Here is a 19,143-nt window from a genome sequence, read left to right as displayed (position 1 = left end):
AGGCGGGTCTCAGGCAAGCCTTTGGCAACCACCGGCTCAGCGCAGCCATTGACAGCAGGCCCCGCCGTCCTTTCATATATAGTATGACAGTTGCCAAGCTTCTGATCCGGCCTGAAACTTCCTTGCCTATCTTGCGCGAGATCAAAGAGTTTCAACTGTCTTTCCTATGCATTCGACCTTAGGCGCCGTGGCACTCACATGCCCCGAGGCGAACGCGCGAAATGTCATGAAAGGAGATGGAATGCGTTACGAAGTTACCGGCAAGCACATTGATGTCGGCGAGTCGCTCCAGACACATGTCAGAACCGAACTTGGCTCGGTCATGGAGAAATACTCGCAGCGCCCGACGGATGCCTCCGTCGTTTTCTCCAAGTCCGGGCATGAGTTCGTCTGCGAGGCGACGGTGCATCTCAGCTCGGGTCTGAATGCGTCGGCCAAGGCGCATGCCAATGAAATCTATGCAGCTTTTGACGATGCCTGCGAGAAGATGGACAAGCAACTGCGGCGCTACAAACGCCGTCTGAAAGACCATCACAAGCAGCGCGCAGAGCCGGTTGAACATTTCGGAGCGTCCTCTTATATCCTCGCGGCTGAGAAGGAAGACGAGGAATCGGAAGCCGAAACGCTTCAGCCGATCATCGTGGCCGAGATGGAGGCGAAAATTCCGTCTCTTTCCGTTGGCGAGGCGGTGATGCAGATGGAACTGGCCGGTGCGCCGGTTCTCGTGTTCCGAAACGAGGGTAAGGAGGGGGTGAACGTCGTGTATCGCCGCGAAGACGGCAATATCGGCTGGATCGACCCCAGAAACTGAGGCAGCGGGCCATCCCGCGCCGAGCGTAAGGACAAGATGACCCTAACCGAGATCCTCAAGCCCGAGGCGATAAAAGTTATTGCCTCGGCGTCTTCGAAAAAGCGTCTCCTGCATGATGTGGGTGAGCTGGCGCATGCCGCCTATGGCTACGACACATCTGCCGTGATCGAGGCGCTGATGGAGCGGGAAACGCTTGGCCCCACGGGTGTGGGCCATGGCGTGGCGCTGCCGCATGCGCGCCTATCCAGCGTGACGGATATGACCGCGGCCTTCATCCTGCTGGAAAAGCCGGTGGATTTCGACGCGGTGGATCGGCAGCCGGTCGATGTGGTCATGGCGCTATTCGCACCGCAGGAGGCCGGGGTGGAGCACCTGAAGGCCCTGGCGCTGGTGGCACGGACCCTGCGCAATGCGAACCTGTGCAAGAAGCTGCGGGCGAACCACGATGTGGCGACGCTTTATGCGCTGCTGACCTCCGACCAGGACAGCCAGGCGGCCTGAGGCGTCAGCGCCAGGCGCCGAAGCCAAACACCAGATAATCCCTCTGATAGGCCGAGGCGGCCTTTTGTTCGATCTCGTCATCATAGATGGCGGAGAGCGGGTGCGGCGTGTCCTCCGGCGTCGGTCCGGGACGGGGTGGCGCGGGATGGCCGACTTCGGCGGCGAGGCGGGGCAGGGCGTCGGCCAATTCGTCCTCGCGCAGAATGTGATCTGGCAGACAGAAGCCCGCCATCCCCTCCAGCACGCTGCTTTGTGTCGCCCAGCTTTGATCGACGCGGATCGAGGTCTGGCCGGTCAGGTTGGCTTTGAGGAAATCCAGGAACATGGCAAAGGCCTGCCGGTGATCCTGCACCGGGTAGGGGCCATCGGAGTTGCGGCCCGGGATCGGCAGTTTGTATTTCTGGCGCAGAGTCTGGCGGATCTCGCCATAGGCGCCGCGCCCGGTTTTGACGATACGATTGCAAAAGACGGAATGCGCCCGGGCGACAGGATGGCGGATCGCGGCAAAGCTGCGGAACCCCTTGTTGGCCCGCATCCATTGCCGTAGGTGCTTTTGCGTGAACTTCCCGGGCAGATCGGCGCGGTCCACACTGTCGAGCGCGGCCAGCCAGTCGGAAATCTGGCGGTCGATCTCGCCCCGGATCGGCATGTAGAGCAGCGGAGTCTTCACCGCGGCCTGATAGGAGGGCACATTCGGCCCTCGGCGCGGTTCGAAATTCGGCGTGCGCGAGAGGTTGAACCGGTCCAGCCGGGCAAGCGCCTGCTCCATCTCTTCGAAGTTTTCAACTTTTTCAGAAATTGGCGATGGATTTTGCCGTTTCAACTTGTCATCCAGCTTGGCCAGTTCGTCCTGCTGGCCCAGCCAGCGGGCAAGGCCGTTCATCACAGCCACGTCTTGCAGGTCCTCGTAAGCGACGTAGAACGCGGTCTGGCCGGTGGTCTGCAGCGCGTGGGTCAGCCGGATCTGGAACTGCTGCAGCTGCGCCATGTGGGTTTCGAATTCCTCGCCGTCGAAGGTAATGGCGGTGGCCTCCTTGCGGCGACGCACATCGGTCAGCTTCCACTGCCCGGTCTCCTGCGCGATCTTCCAGCTGACATAGCTGTCCACCGGGTTGCGGGTCAGGATGATCTTGGCACAACGCGGATCGTTCAAGACCGTGTCGAGTACGCGTTCGTCATGGTCGTGGAAAAAGCGGAAGCCGGTCAGACTGTCCTGTGCCTTCACAGCCGCGATCAGGCTGTAGGGGTCGGCATCCCGCGCCTCCTGCGTGATGCCAAGGCAGTCGGTCTTGTTCGGATAGCCGGGGAAATGCGGGTTAAAGGCCTCTCCCACGCAGGAGAGGCCGGGAAAGGCGTTGAGGTTCGCTTCCAGAAAATTGGAGCCGGTGCGCATTTCAGCGAAGACCACGAAGTACTCGAACTCGACCATCTATTTCTTCACCAGATAGGGTTTGCGTTGGCGGTGATGCGCCGGGCGGTTGGTGGCGGCCTCGGTCGGGAAATCGCCCATGAGATGGGGATGCATCCCCTGGTTCTTCAAATTCTGAAGGAATTGACCAAAGCCTGTCAGATCCATCATCTTCGGCGCTTCGGTCAGGCGGCGGGCATTCTTGGCGCCCAGCTCGTCGATGATCAGTTGCAGCGGCTCCATCGGGTTTTCCACGAATTCCGCCATGGTCCAGACCCGCACCCGCGCCTTGGCAGCGGACGAGCGGAGCTTGTCCAGAAATTCGCTTTCGATCTTCTGAAGCCGGGCGGCTTCGGCCCGCAGTTCGGAAAAATCGCGGTTCGCCCGGAACAGGGGGACGGCCCAGGCGCCGGAGATGACCGAGATCTGGGCGTTTGAATCCTTGGCCATGGCCCAGGCTGCCCCCTGATTGTCCATCGGGCCCAATTGAAAGCACTGCCGTTCGCCCCGGGTGTTCCACAGCAGGTTGGTGAGAAAGGCGCGGGGGCGATAATCGCGGATCGCGGCGCTGTCGGACAGGGCGCCGTTGATGACCCGCTGGCCGGAGGAGAAATGCGCGCGGTCCGGGGCGAAGAGATGGCCGTGAACCTTGCAGCCGGTGCTGCGCGCCAGCCAGGTTTCGAAATCGTCGAAGAGTTCGGCAAAACCCTGGAAGACAGAATATTTCGCGCCGGTCAAACCGTTCTCCCAATTCCGGTTGGGAAAGCGGCTTTGCATGTAGAGGCCGGGGCGACCACGGGTCCGCCGTTCGACCGCGCGGGAGAAGATCCGGTCGATCTTGCCCGGGTTCGGTTCGGTCCGCTTCATCGCATGGGCTTCGTCGGTCAGGAAGGCCTCGTAAAGGCGGTCGGCGCGGGGCCAGATCTTGCGCGCGACAAAGCAATCGGACCGGCGCAGCAATTGCAGGTGATCGTCGTAGAAGATATGCGGTTTGCCCTGAAAATCGAACTTCGACAGGGTGAGCGAGCGGCTTTCGATATGGCTGGAATAGAGCCTGACGAGGGTCTGGAAATAGCTTTCGTCCGGGATCCAGACGCGTTTGAAAAACCTGTCGTAAGTCTCCCGCTCCGGGTCCTGCAGGATGGCTGAAAGGGTCTGCCGCGTCAGACACCACCATTGCGATCCCATATGCGGCACGATGCCGTTCGGCATCCTGCGTTTCAGGCGCAGACGACGTTGCAGGCGGACGTAGCCGTCAAAGAGGACGCGGTGTTTCTTCCAGGCGAAGGGAAAGCGCAGGGTAAAGCGTTCGCTGTCGAGCCCGCCCACTGTCCAGGGGACATCGGCGGTCGTCGCGCTTTCGATGAAATCGGTGCGCGGCCGGTCGGCGAGGTAGTCGATCAGCTCCTGCACCGGTCGCAGCGGCAGGCAGGAGCCGGAAGCGAGGTAGACGTGCCGGACCTCCGGAAAGGATTTGAGCATCGTCTCGGCGGCCGCCTGCGTTGCGGCAACAATGCCCCAGGTGCCCCATTCGCAGCGATGCCTGCGGGTGAAGCGGATCGCGTCGGTATCCGACAGGGATTTGACAAAGGCCTTGTAGGTTTTGGGGGGGACGGAGACATCGGCATGAATGACGACAGGGCAGCCCGCCGCCGCCCAATGCCGGGCCACCTGTTCAGCACGGTCCAGTGCGGTGTGCACCAGCATGATGATCCCGACGCTCACGCCCAGTTCCCCTTGGACATGAGGCCGAGGATCTCCAACTGACGCCAGTTGATGTATTTCTCCGACCACTTGCACCAAAGCTCGGGGTCGTCGCGCATCAGCTCCGCATAGGCCTTGTACTCGACAGAGGCGCTGTAGTGTTGGCCGCGCGTCAATTCCTCCCTAGCCTTGTCGGAGAAGGTGTCGAGGAACTTGGTATGCAGCAGCAGGCCGGAGGCCTTTTCGCCCCCCCATTCGTCGTAAGTCAGGTTCAGCCCGCGCGGGAGCAACATATGGGTGGACGACGCATAGGCGTTCTTCCGTTCCCATTTCACCAGCGGGATCTTGTTGAGCGCGGGCGCCAGTTCGGGCTGATCGGGAAAAAAGACGCGCTGGCGCGGGCCGCCCTGTATCCAGAGGTTGCCGTAGCGCTTGTTCTTTTTGATCACGTAGTTGCCGCTGTCGAACCACGATGCGATTTCCAGCGGGTTCTGCCCTTCGCGATAGGGTTCGTCGTCGATCCGGCCCTTGGGATACATGTCCAGGATCATGGACGAGAAGCTCTTGATCGAGGAGGCGTCGAGCCAATCGGTCAGTGCCTGGATCGGCCGCGTGTCGCAGAAGGGGTAGATGAAGAATTCGTCCGGATCGACTGTAAGGCACCAGTGGCCGTGCCCATAGCGCAGCAGCAGCCAGTTGATCCAATCCATGCCAAATCGTGCGCGTTTGTAGCTGCGGCGGGTCTGCCAGACCGAACAATCCGGCTGATCCGCCAGATAGTCGGCGGAGCCATCGGTGCTGTCATTGTCGACGAAAAGGAAATGTCCGATGCCGAGCTGGCGGTAGTAGTCCAGAAAATAGGGCAGGCGGATGCGTTCGTTGCGGGCGGTGCAATAGAGCAGGACATCGGATTTGCGGATCGCCCGGGTGCGGTTGGCAACAGGCTGCAATTCCCGCCGCTTGCGCACGGCGCGGATCAGCCAGCGTCGCCGCTGGAGCCTCAGGCGATATGACGAAACGATGCTCAACGCCCGCCCTTCCAGACCACGACCGCCGGGTCCTTCGGGGTGCCACATATCAGGTCATCTTTAAGACGACCTTGAAGTGTTCTTCCCAGAAAGGAGGTGCAAAGCCCCTCATCCCCTCGGTCACCGACCGTCCAACCTCAACACGGCTCTTGATGGCCTTTTTCCAAGAATAGCTATCCCCGGCATCCAGGTAAACTGGGAAATCCCCCAGGCTTTCCTTCACCGAGGGCAGATCGGCACTGATCACAGGGGTCTGGAGCGCGGCGGCCTCCACCGGGGGGAGGCCGTACCCTTCGGCGAAACTGGGGAAGAGCAGGGCATTGGCCCGGGCCAGAACGGCAGCGACGGCCTTGTCCGGTAGCCCCTGCCATTCGAAAAGGTCCCGTCCCCGCAGCGGCGTGCGGTTGAGCCTGTCGAACAGGTCCTCGTTGCGCCAGCCGCGGGCGCCGATGATACCGAGGACCGGGCGCGGGCCGTCCTCCTTCTCGTCCCATTTCTCCCATATCTCGACCAGCATTTTGTGGTTCTTGCGCGGTTCTATCGTGCCCAGGACGACGAACAGCGGCCGGTCCTCGGGCAGGTCGACCGGCAGGGCGGCGGGATCGGGGCGTGGCATCGTGATCCCCAGGGGGGTGATGACCATACGGGGCAGGGCGGCGGTGATGGTCTCTTCCGACGGCTCGGCCTCGGTGCTTTCTTCCTTGGCGAATTCCGCCATATGGCGCTGCACGTCTTCGCGGGTCTTGATGCTGTTGCACAGGATCAGATCGGCATGGTGCATCACACGGCGCAGCAGGCCGCGGAATCTGTCGACCGCCTCGGGCTGGGAATACTCCGGATGGTCCAGCGGAATCGTATCGTGGATCATCACCGTGATCCGGGTGTCGGGGTGGTTGTCCAGGGCGTTGAGCGTGTGTTCGGTCAGGTTGGAATGGCCGACGTTGAGATAGCCGATGCCCGTGGGCAGATGCGTCAGCAGCCGGGGCAGCCTGCGGCCCAGAACCCGGAAGGCGGCCAGCCGCCAAAGGTCGCTTTGCACCTGTCGCTGAAGCGGGGTCAGGCGTCGGGCGAGGCGCAGCAGCAGGCGGGGTTTGCCCCAGGCCGTCTGACCCTGGACCCGGTGCAGAAAGGACGTCAGCCCGCCGCGATCGAGGAGAACATATCCGACGGAAAGCCGCACAAGCCCCCAGATCGGCGCGTCCAGATCCAGCAGATGCTGCAGGTAGGCCATTTCGACCCGGTCGATCCCCGTGGGCTGCCGCCCCGGTCGGCTGGCCAGCCGTGTCAGGTCGAGAAGTCGGGTCGGAGGGGGGTTATTTGTCGTAGTGGCCAGTCTGATGCCACCGCCAGGCATCGGCGATCATCTGGTCAAGCGTCGACCGTGTCGGGCGCCAGCCCAGTTCGGTCTCGGCGCGGGTCGAGCCCGACACCAGCTTGGTACAGTCACCGGGTCTGCGCGGTCCTTCCTTGTAGGGCACGGCCTTGTTCGTCACCGCGCGGGAATGGTCGATCACTTCGCGAACGGAAAAACCGGACCCGGTGCCCAGGTTGAACACGCGGCTCCGCTTGCCGTCCATAAGCCACCTTAGCCCGAGAATATGCGCGTCGACCAGATCGCAAACGTGCACATAATCGCGGATGCAGGTGCCATCCGGCGTCTCATAGTCCGTCCCGAAGATCGTAAGCGCGTCACGTTTGCCGTCGATCGCATCCAGCATCAGCGGGATCAGATGCGTCTCGGGCCGGTGGAATTCGCCCACCTCGCCTTCGGGATCGCCGCCCGCGACGTTGAAGTAGCGAAAGATCACATGGCGCAGCCCATAGGCATTGCCGAAGTCGGTGAGGATATCCTCGATGGCGCGCTTGGAGGCGCCGTAGGCGTTGATCGGGTGCTGTTCGCTGTCTTCGTTCAGCACAACATTGTCCTGGTCGCCGTAGGTGGCGCAGGTCGAGGAGAAGACAAAATTCATGCAACCCGCGTCGCAGGCGGCCTCGATCAGGTTGAGCGACCCCTGCACATTGTTGCGCCAGTAGAGCCCCGGTTCCTTCATGCTCTCGCCGACCTGGCTAAGGGCGGCGAAATGCATCACGGCCACAGGATCGTGGGTGGCAAAGACTTCGTCCAGGCGGGCGCGGTCCAGCAGGTCGCCTTTCTCGAAGGGGCCGAATTTGACCGCCTCTTCCCAGCCTGTCACGAGGTTGTCGAAGGTCACCGGCTCGAATCCGGCGGCGCGAAGGGCTTTGCAGGCATGCGAGCCGATATAGCCCGCACCGCCTGTCACCAGTACCTTGTCCATCGGAACGCCGTCTTACTGCGCCGCCTTGTCGACGCTGACGACTTCCTGGAGGAAGTTCATCAGATCGTCCCGCAGATCGGGGCGGGCCAAGGCGAAGGACACGGTGGCCTGAAGGAAGCCGGACTTGGACCCGCAGTCATATCGCTGCCCCTGGAAGCGGTAGCCGTAGACGGGCCGATCCTCGTTGATTTCCTGCGCGATGGCATCGGTCAGCTGGATTTCACCGCCCGCGCCGGTCTGCTTGGAGTTCAGGTTCTTGAAGACTTGCGGCGTCAGCAGGTAGCGCCCGATCACGGCGAGGTTGGAGGGTTCTTCGCCCGGTGCGGGCTTCTCAACCATGCCTTTGACCGAGACGAGGGCGCCGTGGTCCTCCTTGACGTCGAGAACCCCGTAGGAGCTGACCTTGCTTTTCGGGACTTCCATGGCCGCGACCATGCAGCCGGGATTCTCGGCAAAGGCTTCAACCATCTGTTTCAGGCAGGGTTTCTCGGCGGCGATGATATCGTCGGGCAGGATGACCGCGAAGGGTTCATTCCCCACCAGACGCCGCGCACACCAGACCGCATGACCCAGGCCCAGGGGCTTGTGCTGGCGGATGTAGGCGATGGCGCCGCTGTCCATGTTGGTGTTCTTGACCTCGTTCAGGAGGTCGGTCTTGCCCTTGCGCTTGAGTTCGGATTCCAGCTGTGGGGCGTGGTCGAAGTAGTCCTCCAGCGCGGCCTTGCCGCGCGAGGTCACGAAGATGAATTCCTTGATGCCTGCCGCGCGGGCTTCGTCGATCGCGTATTGGATCAGCGGTCGATCGACCAGCGACATGATCTCTTTCGGCACCGACTTGGTCGCGGGAAGGAATCGCGTTCCCATGCCTGCAACGGGAAAGATGGCCTTGGTGATCTTGTTTTTCATATCCACTCACTTTGTTCCAATACCGACTGTAGGGATTGGCCTAGCCAATGTCAGTCGATTGCAACGGTTTCTACCGCAACCCACGAAAAACTTCTTTCCGGCGCCGAAGAAGACCGCATTGACCGCGATTCTCAACTGTTTTGCGGGTCGATACCACGTTGTGCCGCGATTTTGCCGATTTCTGCGCGTTTCCGTTTCCGTTTCGTGGTCAATTGCACAATTTTTCCTGCTCTGTCGCTGCGGCCCCAGGTCCCGCCGCGGTGTTCCCAAACGCCGTCACGCCGCATCCGCACCCGGTGGTACAGCGCTGTCGAGCTGAACAGGAAGAGCGTTACAGAGCAGCCCTTCGCAGCCATTTCAGCGGCTTGCCGACGTAGTTTGCGACGAGACCGGAACGATCCGGACAGCACTATACCTGGTTTACGTGTAAGGCTTGTAAAGGGCAGAAACGCGGTTTTTGCATGTCCGATCGCGGCGAGCGGGCCGAGGGGCCGTTCTTTGCCGACGCGCAGCCCGTCGGAGAGGCGGCGGCGCAGGCGCAGTACGTCGCGCGGCTCCAGCCGACCGGCGACCATATGATCGATAAGAGACCTGTGTCGTGCACGGGTGAAAGCTTCCACCACGGTGCGGCGTTCGGCGTCGGGACAGTGGCGGCGCAGGTAGACCGACAGGCTCGCCCCTATTTCGAACAGATCGCGCGGGGCGCGGGAGGGCGCGCGCCGGGGGGAGGGGGCGAAGGCATGATGCACGCGGGCCAAGGGGGCGATTGCGGTGGCATGTCCGGCCTTGGCCAGGCGCATGTTCAGATCGGTTTCATCCAAGAAGAAGCGGTAGGCCGGGTCAAAGCCCCCCAGACCGGCCAGAACCGAGCGGCGGAAGGCCATGTTGGTGCCTTCGGTCTTGATTGCGCGCCCGGCGGGCGGGGTCAGCACCGTGGGGCGGGTTTCATCGACGGGCAGGGGGTCGGAGTGGCCCGTGTAATCCACGGCCGAAGCCTTCCATTGAAAGCTGATGCCGTTGCGCCCGATGACGAACCCGCCTGTCGCGGCAACCTCCGGGTCGGCGAAAGGTTCGGTCAGATAGCGCAGCCAGGTGGGTTCCGGGACGGCATCATCGTCGATGAAAGCGAGGATTTCCCCCGCTGCGGCGGCGATGCCCCGATTGCGCGCTTCGGATATGTTGGGATCGGCGAAGGGGATGATCTTGACCTGCTCCGCCAGCCCTGCGCGGCGGACAGCGGCCTGTCCTTCGGTATCGGCGACGATGACAATCTCGTAATTGTCGTGGATCAGGCGGCTCAGCCCGACAAGCGTGAGGCCGAGGCTTTCGCCCCGGCCCCGGCTGACAACGATCACGCTGACGGGTGTGCTGGCCATGAGCGGCGCGCCCCGATCAGCCCTTCTTCAGCTCGACCGTGGGCGAGCAGACGATGAAGAAGGGGTTGGCATAATCGGGCTTGCCATAGGCCAGCGGTTCCAGCGTCTCGAAGTTGAGCACCTTGCCGCCCGCGCCGGTGACAACCGCATGACCCGCCGCCGTGTCCCATTCCATGGTGCGGCCCAGACGGGGGTAGAGGTCGGCCTCGCCGGTGGCGATCAGGCAGAACTTGAGCGAGGAACCGGCGCTTTTCATGTCCTTGGTGGCGTATTGGTTGATGTAATCGTCCGTGGCCTGGTCGCGGTGCGATTTGGAGGCGACGACCATCAGGGCGGCGTTGTCCGCCTGCGAGACCGTGATCGGGGTCAGGGTGCCGACCGTCTCCTTGTCAAAGGGCGCGGCCTCCTCGACGGAGGAGCCGTCGGCGCGGGTGAAGAACATGCGCTCCTTGGCCGGCGCATAGACCACGCCGCGCAGGGGCACGCCGTTTTCCACCCAGGCAATGTTGACGGTGAAGTCGCCCCGGCGGTTCACGAATTCCTTGGTGCCGTCCAGCGGATCGACGATCAGGAAGCTCTTGGCCTTTTCGCTGTGGGTGGCGGCCTGTTCCTCGGTGATCAGGGTCACGCCCGGGAAGGCATCGCGCAGACCGGCGGAGATCAGGGCGTCGGCGGCTTCGTCGGCCTCGGTCACGGGGCTCTGATCCGATTTCGATTTTACCTCGAAGTCGTCGGAGTTGTAGATCTCCATGATCTTGTCGCCCGCTTCGAGGGCCAGCCGCCGCATGACGGTTTCCAGTTTCGCGTAGTCCAAATCGCTGCTCCTGCCGGGTCGGGCCCGGTTTGTCCGAATTGCCATATCTGTCGCGGCCCGTTATGCTGAAGCGGAGAGGGATCGGCAAGAATTCCCTGCAATTCTCGGGCAATCGTCACGAAGGCATCGGAATGTTTGAGCAGAGGGTTCATCGGTCGCGCCTGTCATCGGCCGTCGGCATTGCCGAGCTGATCTATCACGCCTCTGTCCATTCGATCCGGAAAACGCACCGCAATGCGCTGGCCTCCATCGCGATCAACATGATCCAGGCGGTGGTCTTCGTGATGACCTTCTACATCATGTTCGAAATCCTCGGGCTGCGCGGCAATACGATCCGGGGCGATTTCCTGCTCTACATCATGTCGGGCGTGTTCCTCTTCATGACGCATGTGAAAACGCTCGGGGCGGTGGCGGGGGCGGAAAACTCGACCTCGGCCATGATGAAACACGCGCCGATGAATACCGCCGTCTCGATCGGCGCGGCGGCGCTGTCGACCCTGTATATCCAGGTGCTGACCCTGGTGCTGATCCTGTTCATCTACGATGTGACGGTGACGCCGATCACCATCGACCAGCCGGTCTATGCCTTCGGAACGCTGATGCTGGCCTGGTTTACGGGGCTGGCGATCGGGCTGGTCCTGCTGGCCGCGAAGCCCTGGGCGCCGCAGTTCGTGGGGATTTTTACCCAGGTTTACCAGCGCGCCAACATGATCGCCTCGGGCAAGATGTTCGTGGCCAACATGTTGCCCGCCTATATGGTCAACATGTTCGACTGGAACCCGCTGTTCCATGCCATTGATCAGTGCCGGGGGTATGTCTTCCTCAATTACACGCCGCACAATTCCTCGCTCGAATATCCGCTGTTCATCGGGATCGGCTTCGTCATGCTGGGCCTGATGGGCGAATTCTTCACGCGGCGCCACGCCTCGCTCAGCTGGAATGCAAAACAATGAGACTGGTCCTCGCTCTGCTTCTCCTCCTGCCGGGTTTGGCGCTGGCACAGTCCTCTCCCTATCCGGCGCTCTATGACGTGGCGCGGGTGGCTGCGGATGACGTGCTGAACGTGCGGGAAAAGCCGGATGCGGGGTCGCGGATTATCGGGACGCTTGCGCCGGATCAGACCGGGATCGAGGTCGCGGAAACCAATGACGACAGGACGTGGGCGCAGATCAACGCGGGCGAGCAGAGGGGTTGGGTTTCGCTGGCGTATCTTGAGCGGCAGCCCGGTCAGGAGGGGTTTCCGGCGATCCGCGCCTGTTTTGGGGCGGAACCGTTCTGGGCCCTGCGCAGGGAGGGGGCTGGCTGGCTCTATTCGGCGGTGGATCAGGCGGACCTGCTGTTCGACGAGACATGGAGCGCGCCTGCCCTGGGTCGGCTGGAACCCTACGGGATGACACTGTCGAACGATGGCGGGACGGCGCAGGCGGTGATCCGGCGTGAGCTTTGTTCCGATGGCATGTCCGACCGGATCGCGGGCCTGACGATCGAGATGATCCTGACGTCCGGGCGGGCTTCGCGGTTGGTCACCGGTTGCTGCAGCCTGACCGCGCCCTAATCCACGACCCTGCAGGTCAGGTTAATCCGGCCGCCCTTCGGCATCAGCCGGGAGGAGCCGAAGCGGATGCGGTCCACCCCGTGGTGGGTCAGCCGCGCCTCGCCGCCCATCAGCACGACATCGCCCGACTCCAGCCAGATCGACTCGGTCTTGCCGCCGCGTTCCTCATTGCCGATGCGGAAGAGGCCGTCGTCACCGAGGGAAACCGACAGGACGGGCCAGGTGAAATCCGCCTCGTCCCGGTCCTGGTGCATCCCCATCCGCGCACCTTCGCCGTAGAAGTTGATCAGGCAGCAATCGGGCTGCCGGTCATGGCCGGTCACATCGCGCCAGATTGCCAGCACCTCCTCCGGGATCGGGGGCCAGGGTGTGCCGTTCGGGTGGCGGGGTTCATACCGATAGCCGCGCCCGTCGGAGTACCAACCGTATTTCCCCGCAGAGGTCATGCGAACCGACATCTTCTTGCCAAAGCGCGTCGTCGGCGAGAACAGCGGCGCGGCCTTCAGCACGCCGCGCAGGGCCTCGACCAACGCCTGCTGGTCGGTGGCGGAGAGGTACCCCTTGTGGATGTCGAAACCGCGCAGGCGGAGGGTCGGTGCAGGCATGGGGCGCAGGCTTTCGTCAACTGATCCGGGCCGTCGATATCACGCCGACCGGCCTATCCGAAAGAGGAGCCAGATCCGGTTTGCTGCCGAAAAAGCGGATAAAAACCCGCTTTGGCTGTTGTTTGGTGTACTCACGTCGCGATTTTTACGGATTAGCGGGTAATAGGCCGCTTGCAGCCCTTCCGACCCCTACCTATATACCCCGAGAAGCGCGGCGGACAGGTTGCTGGCCGCCGTCCCTCAGACGGTGGCGGATGCCGTTCCCGGGTCCGTCAACGACAGTATCGCCTTAAGTGAAAGGGATTGAAAACATGTCCAAAGTGATCGGTATCGACCTTGGCACCACCAACTCCTGCGTCGCCATCATGGACGGCTCGCAGCCCAAGGTCATCGAAAACTCCGAAGGGGCGCGGACGACTCCGTCGATCGTTGCCTTCACCGACGAGGAACGCCTTGTCGGCCAGTCTGCCAAGCGGCAGGCCGTTACCAACTCCACCAACACCATCTTCGGCGTCAAACGCCTGATCGGTCGCCGCTCCGACGACAGCGATCTGGCCAAGGACAAGAAGAACCTGCCGTTCAACGTGATCGACGGCGGCAACGGTGACGCATGGGTGGAAGCCAAGGGCGAGAAGTACTCTCCCTCCCAGATTTCCGCCTTCATCCTCGGCAAGATGAAGGAAACCGCTGAATCCTATCTCGGTGAGGAAGTGACCCAGGCCGTCATCACGGTGCCTGCGTACTTCAACGACGCACAGCGTCAGGCCACCAAGGATGCCGGCAAGATCGCGGGCCTCGAGGTTCTGCGGATCATCAACGAACCGACGGCCGCCGCGCTGGCCTATGGTCTCGACAAGCAGGAAAGCCACACCATCGCGGTCTATGACCTTGGTGGCGGTACGTTCGACGTCACGATCCTTGAAATCGACGATGGTCTCTTCGAAGTGAAATCCACCAACGGTGACACGTTCCTTGGTGGTGAAGACTTCGACATGCGGATCGTCAACTACCTGGCGGACGAGTTCAAGAAAGAGCACCAGGTCGACCTGACTCAGGACAAGATGGCGCTGCAGCGTCTCAAGGAAGCGGCGGAGAAGGCGAAGATCGAACTGTCGTCCTCCCAGTCGACCGAGATCAACCAGCCGTTCATCTCCATGGGCTCCAACGGCCAGCCGCTGCACATGGTGATGAAGCTGACCCGTGCCAAGTTGGAAAGCCTGGTCGGTGACCTGATCAAATCCTCGATGAAGCCGTGCCAGGCCGCGCTGAAAGACGCCGGGCTGTCGACCTCCGACATTGACGAGGTGGTTCTGGTCGGCGGTATGACCCGGATGCCGAAGGTCATCGAAGAGGTGACCAAGTTCTTCGGGAAAGAGCCGCACAAGGGTGTGAACCCGGACGAAGTGGTTGCGCTTGGCGCCGCCATCCAGGCCGGTGTTCTGCAGGGTGACGTGAAGGACGTGGTCCTTCTGGACGTGACCCCGCTGTCGCTTGGTATCGAAACGCTCGGGGGTGTCTTCACCCGCCTGATCGACCGCAACACGACGATCCCGACCAAGAAGTCCCAGGTCTTCTCGACCGCCGAGGACAACCAGAACGCCGTGACCATCCGGGTCTTCCAGGGTGAGCGGGAGATGGCGGCCGACAACAAGATGCTCGGTCAGTTCAACCTCGAAGACATCCCGCCGGCCCCGCGCGGTCTGCCGCAGATCGAAGTGACCTTCGACATCGACGCCAACGGCATCGTGTCCGTCTCCGCCAAGGACAAGGGGACGAACAAGGAACAGAAGATCACGATCCAGGCCTCCGGCGGTCTGTCCGACGAGGACATCGAGAAGATGGTCAAGGACGCCGAAGAGAACGCAGAGGCCGACAAAGGCCGCCGCGAGCTTGTCGAGGCGAAGAACCAGGCCGAGAGCCTCATCCACTCGACCGAGAAGTCGATGGAAGAGCATTCGGACAAGGTGGATCCGTCGACCATCGAAGCGATCGAACTGGCCATTGCCGCCCTCAAGGACGAGCTTGAGAAGGACGATGCCGACAAGATCAAATCGGGTATCCAGAACGTGACCGAAGCGGCCATGAAACTGGGCGAGGCGATCTACAAGGCGAGCCAGGACGACGGCGATGATGAGCCGACGCCTGCGGATGGTCCTTCGGATGACGACGATATCGTCGACGCCGATTTCGAGGATCTGGATGACAACAAGCGTGCGTAACTGCGCATGCGGGAACCTCTGGGGCCGGTCCACCTCCGGGCGGGCCGGCCCTACACGTTCCTGAGGGGAGACCACCCATATGGCAAAACGTGACTATTACGAGGTCCTCGGGGTCGCCAAGGGCGCCAGCGAGGACGAGATCAAGAAGGCCTATCGCAAGAAGGCGAAGGAACTGCACCCCGACCGGAATTCGGACAATCCGAATGCCGAGGAGCAGTTCAAGGAAGCCAATGAAGCCTACGACTGCCTGAAAGACCCGGAGCGTAAGGCGGCCTATGACCGCTTTGGCCATGCGGCCTTTGAGGGCGGGATGGGCGGCGGCGGTCCGCGTGGCGGGCAGCAGGGCGACTTCGCGTCTGCCTTCTCGGATGTCTTCGACGATCTCTTCGGCGATTTCATGGGGCAGCGCGGGGGCGGCGGTGGCCGTCGGCGTGCGACGCGCGGCTCCGACCTGCGCTACAATCTGCGCGTGACGCTCGAAGAGGCGCATGAGGGTCTGCAGAAGACGATCCAGGTCCCGACCTCGGTCGCCTGCGGCGAGTGCAATGGCTCCGGCGCCGAAGGCGGGTCCGAACCGGCGACCTGTCCGACCTGTTCCGGTATGGGCAAGGTGCGGGCGCAGCAGGGTTTCTTCACTGTCGAACGGACCTGCCCGACCTGCTCCGGCGCGGGCCAGATCATCAAGAATCCCTGCAAGGCCTGTGGCGGCATGGGGCGTGTCGAACGTGACCGGTCGTTGTCGGTGAATATCCCGGCAGGTGTCGAAACCGGCACCCGCATCCGCCTTGGCGGAGAGGGCGAGGCCGGGATGCGCGGCGGGCCCGCGGGCGATCTCTACATCTTTATCGAGGTGGAGCCGCACAAGATCTTCGAGCGTGACGGGCCAAACCTCTACTGCCGCGTGCCGGTGTCGATGACGACCGCCGCCATGGGCGGGGATATCGAGGTGCCAACGATCGACGGCGGCCGCTCCCGGGTGAAGATCCCCGAGGGGTCGCAATCGGGTCGGCAGATGCGTCTTCGCGGCAAAGGCATGCCCGCGCTGCGCGGTGGCGGTGCCGGGGACATGATGATCGAACTGGCGGTGGAAACGCCGGTGAACCTGACCGCGCGGCAGAAGGAACTGCTGCGCGAGTTCGAGGAGCTGTCGTCGGAGAACAGCCCGGAGAACAAGGATTTCCTCAAATCCGTCCGTGGCTTCTGGGATTCGATGAAGGGCTGACCCTTCAATTGCGTGCCCCGGCCCTGCGCCGAGGCCTCGCGCTTTATGCGAACGACCTCGGGGTCCCGGCGCAGGGCCGGGACGCGTTTTGCAGGTTAACCCGGCTTTAACCTCTCTAACTGCAGTCTGGTGGCATGTCCCGCCAGAACTCCCTCAACGAACCGCCCTTGCCGTTGTTCGCGACGGGCGGCGCGACGCCGGTCAAGGCGGCAAAGGCCCCCTCCTACATCGCCGATCATCGCGCCCGGCTGCGGGACCGGTTTCTCACCGGCGGGGCGGAGGCGATGCCGGATTACGAACTGCTGGAGATGGTCCTTTTCCGCGCCAATGCGCGGCGCGACATGAAACCCGTTGGCCGCGCCTTGATGGAACGGTTCGGATCGTTCAACGGCGTGATCACCGCCCCGGAGGCGGAGTTGCGCAAGGTGACGGGCGTCGGCCCCTCGCTGGTGGCGGAGCTGAAGCTGATCGAGGCGGCGGCGCAGCGGATGCTGCGGGATCGGGTGATTGGCAGGACGGTGCTGTCCTCCTGGCAGGCATTGCTGGACTATTGCCGCACCGCCATGGCGCATCGCGAGACGGAGCAGTTTCGCATCCTCTTCCTAGACCGCAAGAATGCGCTGGTCGCGGATGAGGCGCAGGCGAAGGGCACGGTGGATCACGTCCCGGTCTATCCGCGCGAGGTGGTGAAGCGGACGCTGGAGCTGAATGCCTCGGCGCTCATCCTGGTGCACAACCATCCGTCGGGTGATCCGACCCCGTCGCAGGCGGATGTGGAGATGACGCGCCAGATTGTCGAGGCCGCGGGGGTTATGGGCGTGACGGTGCATGACCATCTTGTGGTCGGGAAGGGGTGCGAGTTCAGCTTCCGGGCCGAGGGGTATCTGTGAGGGCTGGGGGCTGGGTGAATCCCGGACCAAACCCACCATTTTTGGGTGGGATACTGATCATATGTTCCGCCCGGCGGCACCGCCGGGCAGCGCCGACCCGCCCCCCTTGGGGCGGCGCTTATGCGCTCCCCCGCGGGTCGGCGCTGCCCTCGGCAAGGACCGGATCCCATCAATAGTCACGCGAAAGAAAATGGCTGGGGTGGAGTGAACCCCATCCCAAGAGGCCGGCTGACATGGCCAACCCGATGATGAGAGCGTCGGGCTACCCGAACAGCTTCGCGTGCGCCTCCCTCAGCGCCTTTTTCTGGACCTTGCCCATGGTGTTGCGCGGCAGTTCGTCGACAATGAAGATCGTCTTCGGCTGTTTGAACTTGGCCAGCGTCTCGGACAGGGCGGTCGCAATCGCTTCGGCCGTGGTGTCGCCGACGACAACGGCGACCACGCCCTCTCCGAAATCCGGGTGAGGGACACCGATCACCGCGCTTTCCACCACGCCGGGCAGGTCGTCGATGATCTCCTCGATTTCCTTGGGATAGACGTTGAACCCGCCGGAGATGATTAGATCCTTGGCGCGGCCGACGATGGTGACGTAGCCGTCGGCGTCGCGTGTGGCGAGGTCGCCGGTGATGAACCAGCCGTCTTCCTTCAGCTCTTCCGCCGTCTTCTCAGGCATCTGCCAGTAACCCTGAAAGACATTCGGGCCGCGCACTTCGATCACGCCGATCTCGCCATCTGGCACCTCTTCGCCGTTCTCCATGATCCGCAGTTCCACCCCGGGCAGGGGGAAGCCGACCGTGCCCATCCGCCGTTCCCCGTCATAGGGGTTGGAGGTGGACATGTTGGTTTCGGTCATGCCGTAGCGTTCCAGAACGCGGTGGCCCGTGCGCTCCAGCCATTTCTCATGCGTGTCCACCAGCATCGGCGCGGAGCCGGAGATGAAGAGGCGCATGTTGGCGGCCCGCTCCGGCGTCAGGCGCGCATCCTGCAGCAGGCGGGTGTAGAATGTCGGTACGCCCATCATCGCGGTCGCGCGCGGCATGGCCTCCAGTATGGCATCGGGGTCGAACCTGGGCAGGAAGATCGTGGAGGCACCGGAGAAGAGCGCGACGTTGGTGGCCACGAAAAGCCCGTGGGTGTGAAAGATCGGCAGGGCGTGGATCAGCACGTCCTCGCGGGTGAAGCGCCAGTAGCTGCGAAGAACATCCGAATTGGACGCGAGGTTGGCGTGCGACAGCATCGCCCCCTTGGACCGCCCGGTCGTGCCGGAGGTGTAAAGGATCGCGGCCAGATCATCTTCGCCTCGCGGCACCGGGTCGAACCCGGGCTCGGCGGGCAGGGCATCGGTCAGCGTGCCGCTGCCATCACCCGCCAGCGTCAGGCAGGTGGCGGGGCTGAGCGGGGCGATTTCCGCCTGCCGATCCGGGGCGCAGACCACGATCCGTGGTGTGGCGTCGCCCAGGAAGTAGCCGATCTCCGACGCGGTATAGGCGGTGTTGAGCGGCAGGAAGATGCCCCCGGCCAGGACAGTGCCGATATAGAGCTGGATCGCCTCGATCGACTTGTCGACCTGAACGGCGACGCGATCACCGGGTTGCAGACCCTGGGCGACGAGGGCGCTGGCGGTGCGTTCGGCACCGTCGAAAAGCGCGCGATAGGTGACGTCCGGCAGGCCGGGACGGTAGGCAAAGATGTGGTCCGGGGTCAGCACCGCATGGCGGGCCAGCAGGCTGCAAAGGTGGTTGTCCTGGTACATCTCGATCTCCCTCCCCGTGGTCGCGGGCATACTCGGGGCATAAATGCGCCCCGG

17 protein-coding genes are annotated in these 19,143 nt (G+C 62.8%); 7 read left to right on the top strand and 10 right to left on the bottom strand.

From position 1 onward, the window contains the following. The first annotated feature begins 241 nt into the window (after positions 1-241). On the top strand, positions 242-811 hold the full coding sequence (gene hpf, locus ACFC2Y_RS05860; RefSeq protein ID WP_375174184.1) for a ribosome hibernation-promoting factor, HPF/YfiA family: 570 nt from the start codon (positions 242-244) through the stop codon (positions 809-811). Positions 812-847: 36 nt separating this feature from the next. After that, positions 848-1,312, top strand: coding sequence for a PTS sugar transporter subunit IIA (locus ACFC2Y_RS05855; RefSeq protein ID WP_375174185.1), 465 nt, complete (start codon positions 848-850; stop codon positions 1,310-1,312). Between the two features lie 4 nt (positions 1,313-1,316). Here ACFC2Y_RS05855 and ACFC2Y_RS05850 read toward each other — a convergent pair whose 3' ends face one another. The 8 genes from ACFC2Y_RS05850 to cysQ all read right to left on the bottom strand — a co-directional run bounded on the left by ACFC2Y_RS05850 (position 1,317) and on the right by cysQ (position 10,845). Next, complete coding sequence (locus tag ACFC2Y_RS05850; protein ID WP_375174186.1) at positions 1,317-2,741, bottom strand: sulfotransferase family 2 domain-containing protein; 1,425 nt, start codon at positions 2,739-2,741, stop codon at positions 1,317-1,319. Then, entirely contained in the window at positions 2,742-4,445 is a 1,704-nt protein-coding gene (locus ACFC2Y_RS05845; RefSeq protein WP_375174187.1) for a beta-1,6-N-acetylglucosaminyltransferase, read from the bottom strand. After that, positions 4,442-5,428 (bottom strand): glycosyltransferase family 2 protein, encoded by a 987-nt coding sequence (locus ACFC2Y_RS05840; protein WP_375174425.1) that lies wholly within the window; start codon positions 5,426-5,428, stop codon positions 4,442-4,444. Before ACFC2Y_RS05840 ends, ACFC2Y_RS05845 begins: the two co-directional genes overlap by 4 nt. A 73-nt stretch (positions 5,429-5,501) precedes the next feature. After that, positions 5,502-6,806 (bottom strand): glycosyltransferase family 4 protein, encoded by a 1,305-nt coding sequence (locus ACFC2Y_RS05835; RefSeq protein WP_375174188.1) that lies wholly within the window; start codon positions 6,804-6,806, stop codon positions 5,502-5,504. Beyond that, complete coding sequence (gene galE, locus ACFC2Y_RS05830; protein WP_375174189.1) at positions 6,766-7,749, bottom strand: UDP-glucose 4-epimerase GalE; 984 nt, start codon at positions 7,747-7,749, stop codon at positions 6,766-6,768. Before galE ends, ACFC2Y_RS05835 begins: the two co-directional genes overlap by 41 nt. Before the next feature lie 12 nt (positions 7,750-7,761). Further along, the gene (gene galU / locus ACFC2Y_RS05825) at positions 7,762-8,655 is read right to left on the bottom strand and encodes a UTP--glucose-1-phosphate uridylyltransferase GalU (protein WP_375174190.1); all 894 of its coding nucleotides are present in this window, start codon (positions 8,653-8,655) and stop codon (positions 7,762-7,764) included. A 131-nt stretch (positions 8,656-8,786) separates the two neighbouring features. After that, on the bottom strand, positions 8,787-10,031 hold the full coding sequence (locus ACFC2Y_RS05820; protein ID WP_375174191.1) for a glycosyltransferase family 2 protein: 1,245 nt from the start codon (positions 10,029-10,031) through the stop codon (positions 8,787-8,789). Positions 10,032-10,047: 16 nt separating this feature from the next. Next, the gene (cysQ, locus tag ACFC2Y_RS05815) at positions 10,048-10,845 is read right to left on the bottom strand and encodes a 3'(2'),5'-bisphosphate nucleotidase CysQ (protein WP_375174192.1); all 798 of its coding nucleotides are present in this window, start codon (positions 10,843-10,845) and stop codon (positions 10,048-10,050) included. A gap of 131 nt (positions 10,846-10,976) precedes the next feature. On the opposite strand from cysQ, the gene ACFC2Y_RS05810 reads away from it, so the two are divergent. Beyond that, positions 10,977-11,798, top strand: a complete 822-nt coding sequence (locus tag ACFC2Y_RS05810) for an ABC transporter permease (RefSeq protein ID WP_375174193.1) — start codon at positions 10,977-10,979, stop codon at positions 11,796-11,798. Next, complete coding sequence (locus tag ACFC2Y_RS05805; protein WP_375174194.1) at positions 11,795-12,400, top strand: SH3 domain-containing protein; 606 nt, start codon at positions 11,795-11,797, stop codon at positions 12,398-12,400. The genes ACFC2Y_RS05810 and ACFC2Y_RS05805 overlap by 4 nt, the downstream gene beginning before the upstream one ends. Here ACFC2Y_RS05805 and ACFC2Y_RS05800 read toward each other — a convergent pair. Beyond that, entirely contained in the window at positions 12,397-13,005 is a 609-nt protein-coding gene (locus ACFC2Y_RS05800; protein WP_375174195.1) for an alpha-ketoglutarate-dependent dioxygenase AlkB, read from the bottom strand. The two genes, ACFC2Y_RS05805 and ACFC2Y_RS05800, sit on opposite strands and share 4 nt — an antisense overlap. 311 nt (positions 13,006-13,316) lie before the next feature. On the opposite strand from ACFC2Y_RS05800, the gene dnaK reads away from it, so the two are divergent. The 3 genes from dnaK to radC all read left to right on the top strand — a co-directional run bounded on the left by dnaK (position 13,317) and on the right by radC (position 17,336). Next, positions 13,317-15,224, top strand: a complete 1,908-nt coding sequence (gene dnaK, locus ACFC2Y_RS05795) for a molecular chaperone DnaK (RefSeq protein ID WP_375174196.1) — start codon at positions 13,317-13,319, stop codon at positions 15,222-15,224. Positions 15,225-15,303: 79 nt separating this feature from the next. Next, positions 15,304-16,446 carry a molecular chaperone DnaJ gene (dnaJ, locus tag ACFC2Y_RS05790; RefSeq protein ID WP_375174197.1) on the top strand — a complete coding sequence of 381 codons (1,143 nt, stop codon included), beginning with the start codon at positions 15,304-15,306 and terminating at the stop codon, positions 16,444-16,446. Between the two features lie 134 nt (positions 16,447-16,580). Further along, positions 16,581-17,336, top strand: coding sequence for a DNA repair protein RadC (gene radC, locus ACFC2Y_RS05785; protein ID WP_375174198.1), 756 nt, complete (start codon positions 16,581-16,583; stop codon positions 17,334-17,336). Between the two features lie 262 nt (positions 17,337-17,598). Here the strand turns inward: radC and ACFC2Y_RS05780 are convergent, their stop codons facing one another. Continuing rightward, a complete protein-coding gene (locus tag ACFC2Y_RS05780) occupies positions 17,599-19,089 on the bottom strand; it encodes a malonyl-CoA synthase (RefSeq protein ID WP_375174199.1) in 1,491 nt (496 codons plus the stop codon). Positions 19,090-19,143: the final 54 nt, after the last annotated feature.

This window comes from Pseudooceanicola sp. (assembly GCF_041987405.1).
In the GTDB taxonomy this organism is placed as follows: domain Bacteria; phylum Pseudomonadota; class Alphaproteobacteria; order Rhodobacterales; family Rhodobacteraceae; genus Pseudooceanicola.
This window is presented reverse-complemented; position numbering and strand designations above follow the sequence as displayed.